General features: G+C 61.1%; 10 protein-coding genes. 2 read left to right on the top strand and 8 right to left on the bottom strand.

The features are described from left to right. Positions 1 to 40 precede the first annotated feature (40 nt). The 3 genes from DXT59_RS02160 to DXT59_RS30415 are packed head-to-tail and all read right to left on the bottom strand — an operon-like array spanning position 41 to position 1,536. Positions 41 to 838, bottom strand: a complete 798-nt coding sequence (locus DXT59_RS02160; protein WP_116135295.1) for an anti-sigma factor family protein — start codon at positions 836 to 838, stop codon at positions 41 to 43. Beyond that, positions 835 to 1,356, bottom strand: a complete 522-nt coding sequence (locus DXT59_RS02155) for a sigma-70 family RNA polymerase sigma factor (protein WP_116135294.1) — start codon at positions 1,354 to 1,356, stop codon at positions 835 to 837. The genes DXT59_RS02160 and DXT59_RS02155 overlap by 4 nt, the downstream gene beginning before the upstream one ends. A gap of 21 nt (positions 1,357 to 1,377) precedes the next feature. After that, positions 1,378 to 1,536, bottom strand: coding sequence for a hypothetical protein (locus tag DXT59_RS30415; RefSeq protein ID WP_162877908.1), 159 nt, complete (start codon positions 1,534 to 1,536; stop codon positions 1,378 to 1,380). A gap of 351 nt (positions 1,537 to 1,887) precedes the next feature. On the opposite strand from DXT59_RS30415, the gene DXT59_RS02150 reads away from it, so the two are divergent. Together DXT59_RS02150 and DXT59_RS02145 are read left to right on the top strand one after the other, a co-directional pair. Continuing rightward, positions 1,888 to 3,477 carry a methyl-accepting chemotaxis protein gene (locus DXT59_RS02150; RefSeq protein ID WP_116135293.1) on the top strand — a complete coding sequence of 530 codons (1,590 nt, stop codon included), beginning with the start codon at positions 1,888 to 1,890 and terminating at the stop codon, positions 3,475 to 3,477. 207 nt (positions 3,478 to 3,684) lie between these two features. Next, positions 3,685 to 3,933, top strand: coding sequence for a DUF1272 domain-containing protein (locus DXT59_RS02145; RefSeq protein WP_116135292.1), 249 nt, complete (start codon positions 3,685 to 3,687; stop codon positions 3,931 to 3,933). Between the two features lie 32 nt (positions 3,934 to 3,965). Here the strand turns inward: DXT59_RS02145 and tssF are convergent, their stop codons facing one another. Genes tssF through DXT59_RS02120 form a run of 5 tightly spaced genes read right to left on the bottom strand, consistent with a single transcriptional unit; the run spans position 3,966 to position 12,693 of the window. Then, on the bottom strand, positions 3,966 to 5,801 hold the full coding sequence (gene tssF / locus DXT59_RS02140) for a type VI secretion system baseplate subunit TssF (RefSeq protein ID WP_116135291.1): 1,836 nt from the start codon (positions 5,799 to 5,801) through the stop codon (positions 3,966 to 3,968). A gap of 46 nt (positions 5,802 to 5,847) precedes the next feature. Next, positions 5,848 to 6,111, bottom strand: a complete 264-nt coding sequence (locus DXT59_RS02135; RefSeq protein ID WP_116135290.1) for a PAAR domain-containing protein — start codon at positions 6,109 to 6,111, stop codon at positions 5,848 to 5,850. A 15-nt stretch (positions 6,112 to 6,126) separates the two neighbouring features. Continuing rightward, positions 6,127 to 7,608, bottom strand: coding sequence for a virulence factor (locus DXT59_RS02130; RefSeq protein ID WP_116135289.1), 1,482 nt, complete (start codon positions 7,606 to 7,608; stop codon positions 6,127 to 6,129). After that, the gene (locus DXT59_RS02125) at positions 7,605 to 9,911 is read right to left on the bottom strand and encodes a T6SS effector phospholipase Tle3 domain-containing protein (RefSeq protein ID WP_205417359.1); all 2,307 of its coding nucleotides are present in this window, start codon (positions 9,909 to 9,911) and stop codon (positions 7,605 to 7,607) included. Before DXT59_RS02125 ends, DXT59_RS02130 begins: the two co-directional genes overlap by 4 nt. Before the next feature lie 52 nt (positions 9,912 to 9,963). Beyond that, positions 9,964 to 12,693 carry a type VI secretion system Vgr family protein gene (locus tag DXT59_RS02120; protein WP_116135325.1) on the bottom strand — a complete coding sequence of 910 codons (2,730 nt, stop codon included), beginning with the start codon at positions 12,691 to 12,693 and terminating at the stop codon, positions 9,964 to 9,966. Between the last annotated feature and the right edge of the window lie 227 nt (positions 12,694 to 12,920).

Raw genomic sequence — 12,920 nt, 5'->3', positions numbered from 1 at the left:
GCCGATCAAGCGAATCGCCGCGCGCCCCGTGGCGCGACCTCTATCGCCACTGCTCGGGGTGTCCGCCCAAGTCGCCGCAAACGTCGACGGCGATCTCGCGTAGACGGTCGTCGGCCATGTCGCCAGAAAGCGCATACGCCGTCTGGCGGGTCGCCCAATAAAAGGTGCGGCGATCGCCGTCGCGCAACAGCCGCACCGGCGCCTCCGTATGCGACGCGGCGCTGATATACAGCGCGAGGCGCTCACCGCGCCCGTTTTCGTACATGAATTGCGCGGCCGGACCGGCGATGCCGGGCAGCAGCCGACCGCCGAGGAACGAGTACCCGTACTCCGTGAGCGACGGCACGGACAGCGGGCGATTCAAACGTTTCGAAAGCCAACTGACGACGGTTCCCTCGCGCGTGGCGGCCACCTCGACCGCATGCTCCTGTTCGGGCGCGTAAAGCGCGTACGCGAGGTCGGCCTGCCGAGCGAACGCGCTTGGGGTCATGGAAAGCGAGTGGGAGGTCTCCAACACACCGGCGAACCAAACGAGCGCCGCGCCGGCAGCGAGCGAGCCGGCCCCGAGCATCGCGTGCCGCCACCAGGGCGTACGGACGCGCAGCACGATGCATGGACCGCTCGTTTGCGCCGCCGGATCGGCAAACAACGCACGCAACGCCGCTCGCTGAGCGCGCAAGTGCGTGACGTAAGCGGCCGCGCGTGGATCGGCACCGAGGCGCTCGGCGACAACCCGGCGCTCGCCTTCGGGCAACTCGCCGTCCACGAACGCCGATAGGGCGTCCAGTTCGGATTGGCTGAGGCCGTCGGTGGGCGTGACGTTCGTTTCGCCGGTCATGACGTATTCCTCACAGCCTTTAGCGCGGCAGGGTGTCTATGCGAGCCGTCCGCCAGCAGCGACCGCATGTGCTCTCTCGCGCGCGAAAGCCGGGACATCACCGTGCCGACCGGCACATCGAGCACGGCCGACACCTCTTGGTAGCTCAACTCCTCGACGCAGACGAGCAAGAGAGCTTCCCGTTGCTCGAAGGGTAGCCGGTACAGCATCCGTTGCACGTCGCGCAGCACGAGCGAATCGACTTGGCCGGAAGGGGCTTCGAGCGCGTGCCACGGCGCATCTTCGTCATCGACGGCGAATTCGCGGCGGGCGCGCAGTTGGTCGATATACAAATGGCGCAATATCGTGAGCAGCCACGCACGCAGATTGGTACCGGTACGAAAAGCGCGCATGCGAGTGAGCGCACGCTCCGCCGTGTCTTGAACCAAATCGTCCGCCCACGCGGGGTCGCCCGTCAGCGCGCGCGCATACCGCCGCAACTGCGGTAGCCACCCGACCACCTCTGCCTCGAAGCTCATAAGCCGCGGATGGCGCAGAGCTCAATAACCGCCGCTCCCACCGCCACTGCCGCCTGAGCCATCGCTGGCGCCGCTCGACGAATGCCAAGACGAATCGGGCGCGCCCGAGGACATACAGCCCATGGATAGCGCGAGCGAGAGCACCGCGAGCACGACTGACAGCATCCGTATCGATTTCATGTCCGCCTCCTGACGGTCGAGGGATATGAAATAAACGGTACACCGGTCACTTTATTCCATCCCTGTCGAAAGGCTATCGGGTTTCCCCGGGCGGCCCTTACGGGCGAACGTTGTGGCCAACCGGATCACTTCATTCGATAGAAAAATACAATGCCGCGCCAACGTTTGCGTCCTAACGCTCAGGTCTAGACCCACTTCAGCACACCGAATCACCGCCGTAGAACCGGAAGGACGGTGCGCGAGCATGCGATTTCTCGAATTGCTTGGACGCATACCTCTGCGACGCGGACATCGCCAATGGAATCGTCCGTGCCTGGGTTTATTGCCTTTAGCTCACTGGAATCGAGAAACATGAATTGGAATCACGTACCCGTAAGAACGAAGCTCACCGGAGCATTCGCCATCTTGGCCCTTATCGTATTGATCGTCTCGGCGCTGTCGTTGAAAGCGCTGAACGACGCGCACGACCGCTTCTCGGGCTACATCAGCGGCATCAACGCACGCGCCGAGGCGGCGCAAGCCGTACGTACCGCGGTGGACGATCGCGCGATGGCGGTACGAAATCTCGTTCTGGTTACGACGCCCGCAGACGTCGAGATAGAAAAGGCCGCGGTAACCGATGCCGAACACCGAGTCGAAATCAACTTGGAAAAGTTCAATGCGTTGGTCGCCAATGCTTCCGATATGAGCGAGAAAGGCAAAAGCTTGGCCGCCGAACTGCCCCGGATCGAGGCACTCTACCGCCCCGTCGCGTTGGATATCAATCGCCTCGCATTGGACAATCAGCGCGATGCCGCCATTGCCGAAATCGGCACCAAGTGCAGACCGCTCCTGTCGGCGCTCGTGAAGGCATCCAACGACTACGTCGACTTCACACGCGAGCACGCGGTGCAATTGGTCCAACAGTCGGCGGATGAATTTGCGAGCCAACGCAATATGCTGATCACGATCAGCCTGCTCGCCGTCATCGTCGCCGCCGTCGCGGGGACGATCATCACTCGGGGCATATTGCGCGCGCTCGGGGCCGAGCCGGCAACGCTCGGCGAAGTGACGCGGCGAGTCGCGGGCGGAGATTTGAGCCCTGTGCCGGGAGCGCAAGATGCCCCGTCAGGAAGCGTGCTTGCCTCGATGGGCGAGATGCAAGCCAGCCTCGTCTGTCTCATTAGTCAAGTTCGCACCGCTGCCGACGGGATCGCCACGGGCTCCAGCGAAATCGCCTCGGGCAATGTCGACCTTTCCTCGCGCACCGAACAGCAAGCTTCTTCATTGCAGGAAACCGCCGCGAGCATGGAGGAACTGACCTCGACCGTGAAGCAGAACGCAGAGAACGCGCACCAAGCGAGTTCGCTATCGGCTAACGCCTCGGATATCGCGGGGAGAGGTAATCAAGTGGTCGGCCAGGTCGTCGAGACCATGGGCGAAATCAGCGCCAGTTCCACCAAGATCGCAGACATTACCGGCATCATCGAAGGGATCGCATTCCAAACCAATATTCTCGCGCTCAACGCGGCGGTCGAAGCGGCCCGTGCCGGCGAGCAAGGGCGTGGCTTCGCGGTGGTCGCCAGCGAAGTGCGCAGCCTCGCTCAGCGTTCATCCAGTGCGGCTAAAGAGATCAAAGATCTGATCAATGCGTCCGTGCAAAAAATCCGCGATGGTTCGGCGCTCGTCGATGATGCGGGCAAAACGATGTCGGAAGTGACTCACGCGATCGGCCGCGTGACCGACATCATGGGCGAAATCGCAGCGGCATCGACGGAACAGAGCCGCGGTATCGAACAGGTCAACCAGGCCATCACACAGATGGACGAAGTGACCCAGCAAAACGCCGCGCTGGTCGAGGAGGCGGCGGCCGCGTCGAAATCCCTCGAGGACCAAGGGCGGCGGTTGAACGAGGCGGTTTCGCTGTTCCGGCTGGATGGTTCGGCCGGCGGCCGAGGCTAGATCTCTCGCTGTCGCGGCGACACACGGGGCAGACCATGGTGAAGGATGGAATACGTTCCGAGGCTGCTGTTTGTCGGTTTTTGACGGCGCGAACTGCGCCTGCAAAATGCAATGGATAAGTAGAATGCCTGACCGAGGCGCATGCTATGGCGGCCAACGCAAGCATGCGTCTTGTCACTTGCTCGCCCATGCTCGACGGAGAACCCGATGCTCGAACTCAGACCCGGATGTGAATGCTGCGACAAAGATTTGCCGCCCGAGACGGCCGACGCACTCATTTGCTCCTTCGAATGTACATTCTGCGTTGAATGCGCGAAGGACGTGCTAAAGGGTAAGTGCCCGAATTGCGGCGGCGAACTCGTCAGCCGGCCAAGGCGTCCGGCCGGTAAGTTGGCGAACAATCCCGCGTCGACTCAGCGCGTCTTCAATCCCGCGTGTGCGGAGCAGCAGCATTGATGGTCGGCCTCGTGACGGTTGCGGCCTCGGGATCAAACAACTCCTAGCGCGCCGGGCAAAGGGCGCCCCTCGACGAGCTGCGCACCGCTTTGCCCCGATATCACCATCAGTTGCACGAAACCGTTCGCGGGCACGAAATGCCGAAGAATGGTCTCGAATACGCGAGCGAACGAAGCGATTGCACAGTCGCCGAGTTGGTTGTCGTCGACTGCCAAGCGAACGCGCACGCCGCGCATCAGCATCGGCTGCGGCTCCATGGGCATCCATTCGAGCGCCGACTCGCGCGCGAGGTGCATCATGCTATCGATGTGCCGCATGGCAATGGACGAATGCGTACAGACGTGCGCCGCCATGAGCTTCTTAAAGGCCGGCAATCCGGCCGGACTCAAACTTAACGCGTGCGCGGACATCATTCCGACGATGTCCCACAGGTGACGCAATGCATTCGGCCGCATGGCGCTTTGCGTCGGCGCGCGCAACATCGATACGCGCCCGGCCATCGATTCGTTCGTATGAAGAAGGTCCCCGTTCCGATTGCCGATTCGCATCCTTGAAGGCAGATTGCCGTTCGTACAGGTTAGATCGATCTCGATCTGCTTGCCGGTTGCCTTCGTCAATTGACCGCTCGAATCGACGAGCGAAAGGACCATGTCATGGCCGGGCAGCAGCTCCGCGAGGCGGCCATCGCGCTGCGCCTCCCAAAAGGCGATGGGCCCGCCCTGGGCAGTATGGTGGAACAACGAATGGTACGGTTCGACGTTTCTTGCAATCGCGCCCTCCGGCCTGGCTTCCAGAAGCCGGACTGCCTCGATGCCATATACATGCGCGCTCGCGGCGTTCAATGTGCCGGGCACGACAGGGAAGATCGGAAAGTCCATCTTCTCGACTGGAACCGGCTCCGAAGCACAGTCGAATAAGTTGATGACCGGCGTGCAGGACAATTTAAAGTTCGTCGCATCCAAGTGCCGCAGACATTGAGCGGTCGCGCTGTCAGTCGACAGATCTTTGATGGGAAGATGGAGCGTGACGCTGTTGCAACGGCCCGCCGCACGCATGAGCGCTGCTAGGTCGAAGTCGAGGAAATCGAATTTCTCCGGAAAGGCAAAATATTCGAGCAGCACGCGAAACTGCGACTGGCTCGCGTCGCGGCGCTCGATCAGCGATTCACCGTAGGAGTAGCCGCATCCGGATAGAGGGACGGCGTCCAGTGCAATCCATGTTCCGCTCTCGTCGGCTTCGACGAAGGCGTTCGGTGCACGCAGCAAGAGCGTATCGATCGTTGCGGCAACCATGCGGCGCGTGCCGTCCACGAAAACGCGAGCGCGTTTGGGGGTCTTACTGTCGAGTGCGGTACCGCCCGCAAGCGCGGCGAATGTGATCGAAACGATGGCCGTGGAGTCTTCGCATAGCCGCACATTCCCCGGTGCGGCCGTGGCCGGCGCGTAGCGCGCCCGCGCGATTCGAAGCGGTGCTAACACCACATCGTAGACCGTGCGGAATAAGTATTCGCTCGCGCGTGTCTTGAGTTGGGTACCGCGTTTGATGGTGAGTGGTTGGGTAAGTTTGGCGATCGCCGCAGTGCCCTCGAAACGCGCGATCGAACACGATGGAAACGGCCGTAGATACTCCGGATAGAGGATCTCGAGCATGGCCGCGGGCAATTCCGGGCATGCATCGTCAAGACGCGCGGCGGCTCTTGCGTTGAGCAATGCAGCCGATTGTATGAGCCGCTCGACATGGGGATCCTGCGAGGATTGGCCCGAGATGGCTAGGCGCGCAGCGGCTTTCGGGTAGCGCTCGGCGAATTCGCCGAGCGACTGGCGTAGCACGGCCAGCTCGCGCTCGTACTCGGGAAGGAGGTCGTCCATCTAGGGGCTTGGCGTGGGCGGCAAAGACGCGGTTGAGCGTGCCGCGTCAGGCGCGACCCGACGTCGATACGCTCGATATCAGCGTCGCGCCGCAAGAGGTTTTGTGGCCGTCGAAGGCCGCGGGTTTGCCCTCGACGATGAACGCGGGATCGCCTTCGGCAATGACGCAGTTTTGGTGTCCTTGCATCGGGCATTGGCATCGATCGCCCTGCCGCGCCACCGGACGACCCATCACTCTACTCGCGGCGCTGCCCGCAATCACCTGCCCGCCGTGACTCGTTGCATCGCCGACGCGGATGATGCCTTTCATCGAGCTAGCCCCCCATCACCATGACCAGCCCTGCCGGCCATATTGGGTGTCGTGGCGCCGCCCCCACCAAGGCAAGTACGCGTTGTCCTCGCCGCGGGCGCGGAACCAATCGGCGTTCGGGTCGATCGGCACCGGCTGGGCCGGTGGGGCGATCACGACAGCGACTGGATGGTCCCGATCGCTCGTTCCCGCCACCAGGACTCTTTCGCCGAGATGATTTGCTCTCCCGATGGCGAGTACGACGTCCGTTAGCGCCGTGCCTGTGCCCATTTCTCCGAGCAGACTTGGCGTATTGAACGTGTGTTTTCGGAAATCGAACTCCGGGAGTGTTTCAGTCAAGGTTTGACCAAGCGTGCCGATTCGCGACGACGCTTCGTCGTTGCCTTGGCCCGCGTCGTGAATGACGTAGTCGATGCTTGTCGCCGGGATGTTAGCGTTGCTAGCGGCTGTCGCGATCGCCGCTTTCCATGCTTCGACCGCGCGTGTCGTACCTGCTTTTCTCTCGAAGTCCTGTACGTTGCTCGTCGCGGCACGGCCGATCCACGCAAGCGGCGCGCGCTCGGTGTTGAAGTCCGGGCCCACGAGGAACAACAGCACCATGTTTTCGTTGATTTGCCCGTCCTTCGGCGGAAAGCTCGGCGCGTCCCAATTCATTACCCAGACGCTTTTGTCGGGGTTCGCCTGCAGGTAGTCGAGTGCCGCGTTCAATGAGGTGAAGCCGGCGTTGGCGCCGCCCTGGGTGATGCGGACGTCAGGCGGGGTGTCGTGACTCCAAAGGTCACGAGCGGATCGGTTGCCGATCTCGTAGTTGTTGATGATTTCGTCCCGCAAGTACGCGCGAGCTTCGATTGGATCAAGCCGTGGAGGAATCGCAAATTCGACATGGATTCCCGCTAGTTCTCGCCAGTCGTTTCTGTTATCGGACTTCACCGTGTAGAAATACTTTGAGTTCATTACGTAGCGGTTGCCGAAACGCGGAAGCAGGCCATCTATGTATTTCTCGTAGTAACCCCTAAACGTTTCCTTGCCGTGATTGCCGTACGCGACACCGGCAACCGACTGCAACGTGGTGAATGACTCTGGATCGGTCCTGACCATATCGTCGTCCCGATTCGGTTGTACTAAGCCCATCGTCCATAATGCTTGCCACTCTGTAGGGTAGTCTCGGCGTTGAAGCGGATTTAGCCATTCAAGCCCTACCACTTGCGCTATGAACGGCTTCGCCGATTCCTGGCCTGCCGAGGATGGCCGCGTCGTGGCCTGGGGCGTTGACGCTTCTGCTGACGCGTACGTCGCCATCGTCGTGACAAAAAATGTCACCAGGGCGAACAGCCCCGGTACTATGGTCAGTCGCTTCATCCAATCTCCTAAATCTAGCTCATCCGCTGGCGTGGGGACGACCTTCACGCTCCAAAGCCATACGATGACCGCAGCTAGCGCCATTGCTACTAGAGCGAAGGCCATTCTTCGACGCCAAGTTGAAACCATACGGCTCATACGATGCCCCCGACCTTCAGAAAAAACTCGCCTTCACGTTCGTCGGAGATCTTCTCGGGTCGTCTCCCTTCGCTGTCTTTTTCGGTCATCCACTCGGTCAGGAATTTCCCGTTCATTTTCCCGAATTCGAAATATCTTCCGTACTTCGCGTTAGGACTGCTTTTGTCGATCCCCTTCCACATTCGCCAATCCGCCTCTATCCGCAATTCGGAAAGCTGCTCGGGCGTCAAGTAGCACAACCCGATCGCCACGTCATACGCAAGCGCCTTCTCGGCATGCATCGGGTTCGTCAAGATCGTCGAGTGATTGGTCGGGTTGTTCGTCCGACCAGCGTCCAGAATCTGCGTGACCTGCTTGTTGCGCCACTGCTCATAGCCCTGCGGCGCAGCGCTCTTCCCATCCTCGCCGATCACATTGCCATTGCTGTCCACCCACGACGAATTGCCGACCCTGCGCGCACGCATGCGCAAGATGGCATGGTCCTCGTATCGCTGCGACGCCTCGCTCTCCACGTTCCCAATCGCCCGCTGCGCCTCTTCCTCAGCCGCGTAGTTGTCGTACGGGTCATCGGCTTTCTTCTCCTGCTTTTCCGCATCTCGGGCAGCGGCAGGTGGATCGTTGCCTTCGTTGAAAGCGCTCGTTGCATGCGGACCATCGCTGACCTTCGTGCGATACCCATAGCGCAATGCCTCAGGTTCGAACGGCTCGTCGAGCGGCGGTGCATCCACTCTGACCGTCCAACCCTTCGGCGGATCGGCATTGACGCGAAACAGCTTGAATGCGGATGTCGCTAGCGTCACGACATAGAGCACCGGCGCGGCCGCCGTGGTCAACACCCGCGCCAAAGCGTCTTCATTCGCGCTCCATGCACGGGTCAACCCATATTTCGCCGGTGGCGAAGGGGGATACCAAAAGCCGGGGGTACTGCCCTTCTCGTAGCGCCAGTCGTCCTCCCAAAACCGGTATTCGCGACACTCACCCACTTTGATGCCGCTAGCGAATACGCGCTGAGTCAGCACGCCCTGTGCGCCTACGTCGAGCAACTCCTGCGATGGCTGATCGCCGGCATAGCCCAGCCCCCGCCATCCGATCCCTTGGACCGTCACCGCGGAAATCACCTGATCGTGCGGGCAGCAATAGAGCGTCACGCGTCCGTACGTGTTGCCGTTCAAGCCATGTGCGGTTCTATCGTCGCCTGCTGCGTACGGCTTGCCGCCGCTCTCGGAAGTGCGCGTATTGCCCATCTCGCGATCGATTTGATCGGCGGGCACTTCCAACGCGGCACGATCGCGAATGATCTCGAGAAACGCACCGAACGTCTTTGTGCGCGCTGTATACGTTTCTCGACCGCCACGGTTGTTGACGTCACGTGCCTTGCGCTGCGACCAATTCTCCATACCGGCCCCCGCGTTTGCGAGGCTGTAGGGTGGATTGGCCAAGACATACGCATCGGCGACGCAACGTCCCGTGTTATTCCAGGGATCCGTGACCGGCGGCAACGCATCGCCGAAGAACGCCGCCGCGAGGCCAACCATGTTGCCCTGGCTATGGCAGACGATCGTGATCGGCACACTCGCCTGTTTGCGCCGAATCGACTCTACCAGCTTAGCGAGGCGCAACGCCCTCGCCTGTTTGCGCCGAATCGACTCTACCAGCTTAGCGAGGCGCAACGCCGCCAATACGCAATAGCCGCGCGGCGGTGTCCGGAATAGTGGGCGCTGGGTCGGATTAACCGCCTGCACGGAAATGAAACCGAAAATGCGGTCATCCAAGCCTTCATGCCAGAGATCGGGCAAGCTAGAGGTGCCGTTCGCGAAGGGCCCGCCGCCCCAATAGTCCTGCTCGTTCAAGAAGATCTTGTCGCCGTACTCCTTCAACTCCTCCTTGTTGGCTTTGTAACCCCAACGAAAGTGGATGACAGGAGAGAACGACGGGGAGGGTTTGATATAAGTTCCAGCCCACAGTTTCGGATTCAAAAACCCATCCGGCGTTAGGCCCTCGGTGTACTGCGCAGGCGTGAGTTGCCCACCGGCCACACCCCGATACGCCATCTGGTCGTCGAGCCGCGCGAGCCGCCGGTTCAGCCCCTTGCACAAGCCCTCCTCCGCCGCCTCGAACCATTCGCCTTCCGAATTCACGCCGTGCACGAAGATCACGATGCCGGGCAACGGCTGCTGCTTCACGCAAATCAATTCGCTGGTCGAGTCGAAGAGCGTCGGCCCTCGACCCTCGCCGATAACAATGCGTGGAGGCTCTGCTTGTGCTGTCGCGTTCGATATACGTGCTGAATCGGCGTCCGTCATAGATGGGTCCGGAGATGGGTCGCTCATATCGGAATAAGTTCTCACGTGACGCTCAGACGTTTTTCTTGACGAACTGCACGGCCACCGATTCGAATTGATCGCTCTTGATCGGAGTAAGCTTGCCCGCGTCGTCGGTTTTTTGGCTCGGCAGTTCGCCGGAGACCTTTCCCACCACGGCATCGAATCCCGAGGCAGGCTGTCCATCCGTTGCCCGTACAAGTTTGGGTACCCGCCCCAGGGGCGCATGATCGAACCTCGGCATGTCGATACTCATACTGGCGGGCCCCGTCCAGGTATGCGTCGCCGCTTTCACTGTGAAAGCCCCCGGACATCCCAACTCGATATCGCCGCCCTGTAGCTTCAGATAGGCCCCGCCCGACGTCACGAACACCACCTGATCGCTTGCCATCCCCGAGAGCTTGCCGCCCGCCGCCGTCATTTGAAGGTTCTTCGCCGAATCGACCTGCGTGTCGCCGGCTTGGCTTTGCAATTTCACGTTGCCTTGGTTAGCAACCGCGGTAACGTCCCGCGCGTGCGCGAACATCGCCACGCCATGGCCGGCTTGCAAGTTGATCCGCTGCCCGCTCGTTACCTGCACATGCTTTTGCGCCACCTGATCGATGTTCTCGCCGGCATACGTAACATGCGTTTTAGGCGTGACATTGACTGCTCCGGCCTGTGCGCCGAACGCCATCAGCGGCTCGCCGCCCGGGGCTTGCCACGCTTTAAGCGCACTGGCCGCGGCGCGCTGCCCCGCGGTATCCATCGGCTGCCCGCCATGCTGTCCCGCGTAGTTTCCGAGCGACCCGCAGAGGTCCGTACACTCGCCGAGCAACTGGATAAGTTCCTCTCGATCGAGGTGATTACCGCTCGCCTGCGCGCGCGCATACGTCGTCAGCAAGATCCCTTGCGCCGCGCGCAACGCCGCGGCCGCATCCGTACGAAGCTCCGCGCCCTCCCCCCGAAGCTGCCCATGACCGTTATTGCGCGGATGGGTCAGATAGCCGAGATTCAGCTCACTGGTTGCGTGCTGACTCGCGAGTTGCACGCTGATTTGCGAGGGCGTGTCGTCGAACCGCAGTTGGTTATACCGTTCGCCCTTCACTTCGCGGGTCTTGTTGCCCGACACATAGCGATTGCCCGGCAGTGACCCGGTATTGCTGAACGCCGCGGGTCTATTCGGCCCGTTATGGAATACCCCGGCCACATACATCTTGTCCGGATCGCCCGACAGAAAATCGAGCAGTACCTCCATCCCTTTGCGCGGTAACCAGTTTTCACCGAAGCTGTCGCCGGCAAGCCCCGTCATCACCCGTACCCACGCGCTATCGCCATGCTTGCCGCTCGTGCCCATCCCGCCCGCGTGTTCGTGATCCGCGGCGTCGAGTCCCTGCAATTGGACATTGATTCGTCCGTACTCGTCGCAGTGCACTTCCTCCGCCTCGGGCGTGACCACGACGCCGACGATCGGATGGACTCGCGGAAGATCGACGTGAGGATCGTAAGTAGGCGTCAACGGCAGCGCGCGTGGCACGCCGCTGAACGTGTTCTCGTATCGGCTTTGCGCCGAATCCCCGAAGACGCTCGGCCTTGCGGGCGTATCGGTCGAGACGGGAGGCGCGTCGAATGCCCACCGGCTCGCCGCGAACAGCAACTGCGCCCGTTCGTGCAAATCTTTGGGGAGGTTGTTTTCCGCGCGATGATGCAGGGCGATAATCGTAATGCGCCGATCGTTATTCGTGAGCCGATTCAAGCCCGCATGGCCCGAGATTTCCACCCATTCGCCGATGGCGAGATCGCGCACGCCGCTCGCGCCATCCACGCGTGCGGCCCGCGCTCCATGCGACATCACACGCGCCAATCCCATCCGGTCATAGTCGGCCCATGAATCGGCGATATGCGGCGCATCAAGGCGCGAATCCATCAGCAACTGCGCGAGATCGTTACCGGCGCTGCCTTGGTCGACGCGCGTGCGCCCTTGGATACGATCCATGCGCGCCGGCTTATGGTCCCAACTGAAACGCCGTATCGAACCCGGTACCAACTGCCGCGCCGCGCACAACAGCGTCACGGCATCGCGTTCTCCAATGGTTGCATCGGGCCGGTAGGCAATGGAGGCAATCGCCGACTGCCTCAGTTTGACGGCGTTGTCGTACAGCACGAGCGTGTGAGCCGTATCGCCGGTCTTGCCGGCGTCGGCTTGCCCGGGCTTACCCGCCCGCACGAACCACCCGATCCCTTCGCGCCGGCATAAACGACGAATGAACGCGGCATCCGATTCGTCGAATTGCACGGTCTGTTCTCGACCGGGAAACCTTGCCGCATCGACATTCGATATATCCAAGTGGAAGGCGCCGCCGAGTACCGAGCTATTACTTCGCCATTCCCAGACGAGCGTTTGGACGACGTCGAGCACACTCTTTTGCCGAAAGATGCGCGTATTGAAGCGCCGTTCCAATATGGATAGCGCGTCACGGATAAACAACTGATAAGTGGCCAGCGAGCCATCCGACTCACCTTCAAGCGCATCGACGACGATGCCGCAGATCGGGTGCAAGCCGCCTCGGTCCGTCACGAGTTGCACCTGCACCGGCAAACCGATAAAAGTATCGAGGGGCATGCCGGCGCTCGTCGAAACGCAGGCAATGCTGCCTTGCACTCCACCGCACAACGTCTCACGTATGTCGACCCGTTGTGGAAACAGCACCTGCTCGAATTGTTCTTGTTGTTCGCTCCACTTGAGGCGGATGGAGCGGTGCCTTTGCGAAGGCAACGGTCCCATCGACGCGCGCGGCAAGTTCGGATAGTTCAAGACTCGTTCTCTCGCAGGAGGCGCGTCGTTACGCGCAGTAACCGCCGGCCGATTACATTCGATTCGTAATCGATCGCTGAATGAATAAGCGGAAACTAACCGTCTCGAAACAGTGCGTCAAACAACGGGAACACGCGAAAACGTTTCTTTCGGAATGCTCCTAAGTACCTTCAGATACGTCAGGTATGACGATCAAT

Source organism: Trinickia diaoshuihuensis (genome assembly GCF_003390925.1).
In the GTDB taxonomy this organism is placed as follows: domain Bacteria; phylum Pseudomonadota; class Gammaproteobacteria; order Burkholderiales; family Burkholderiaceae; genus Trinickia; species Trinickia diaoshuihuensis.
Note: the sequence above shows the minus strand (reverse complement) of the source record. Positions and strands in the feature narration are given on the sequence as shown.

Coding starts and splice junctions, on each gene's coding strand:
- DXT59_RS02160 (WP_116135295.1), bottom strand. CDS start 838: ATGACCGGCGAAACGAACGTCACGCCCACCGACGGCCTCAGCCAATCC.
- DXT59_RS02155 (WP_116135294.1), bottom strand. CDS start 1,356: ATGAGCTTCGAGGCAGAGGTGGTCGGGTGGCTACCGCAGTTGCGGCGG.
- DXT59_RS30415 (WP_162877908.1), bottom strand. CDS start 1,536: ATGAAATCGATACGGATGCTGTCAGTCGTGCTCGCGGTGCTCTCGCTC.
- DXT59_RS02150 (WP_116135293.1), top strand. CDS start 1,888: ATGAATTGGAATCACGTACCCGTAAGAACGAAGCTCACCGGAGCATTC.
- DXT59_RS02145 (WP_116135292.1), top strand. CDS start 3,685: ATGCTCGAACTCAGACCCGGATGTGAATGCTGCGACAAAGATTTGCCG.
- tssF (WP_116135291.1), bottom strand. CDS start 5,801: ATGGACGACCTCCTTCCCGAGTACGAGCGCGAGCTGGCCGTGCTACGC.
- DXT59_RS02135 (WP_116135290.1), bottom strand. CDS start 6,111: ATGAAAGGCATCATCCGCGTCGGCGATGCAACGAGTCACGGCGGGCAG.
- DXT59_RS02130 (WP_116135289.1), bottom strand. CDS start 7,608: ATGAGCCGTATGGTTTCAACTTGGCGTCGAAGAATGGCCTTCGCTCTA.
- DXT59_RS02125 (WP_205417359.1), bottom strand. CDS start 9,911: ATGACGGACGCCGATTCAGCACGTATATCGAACGCGACAGCACAAGCA.
- DXT59_RS02120 (WP_116135325.1), bottom strand. CDS start 12,693: ATGGGACCGTTGCCTTCGCAAAGGCACCGCTCCATCCGCCTCAAGTGG.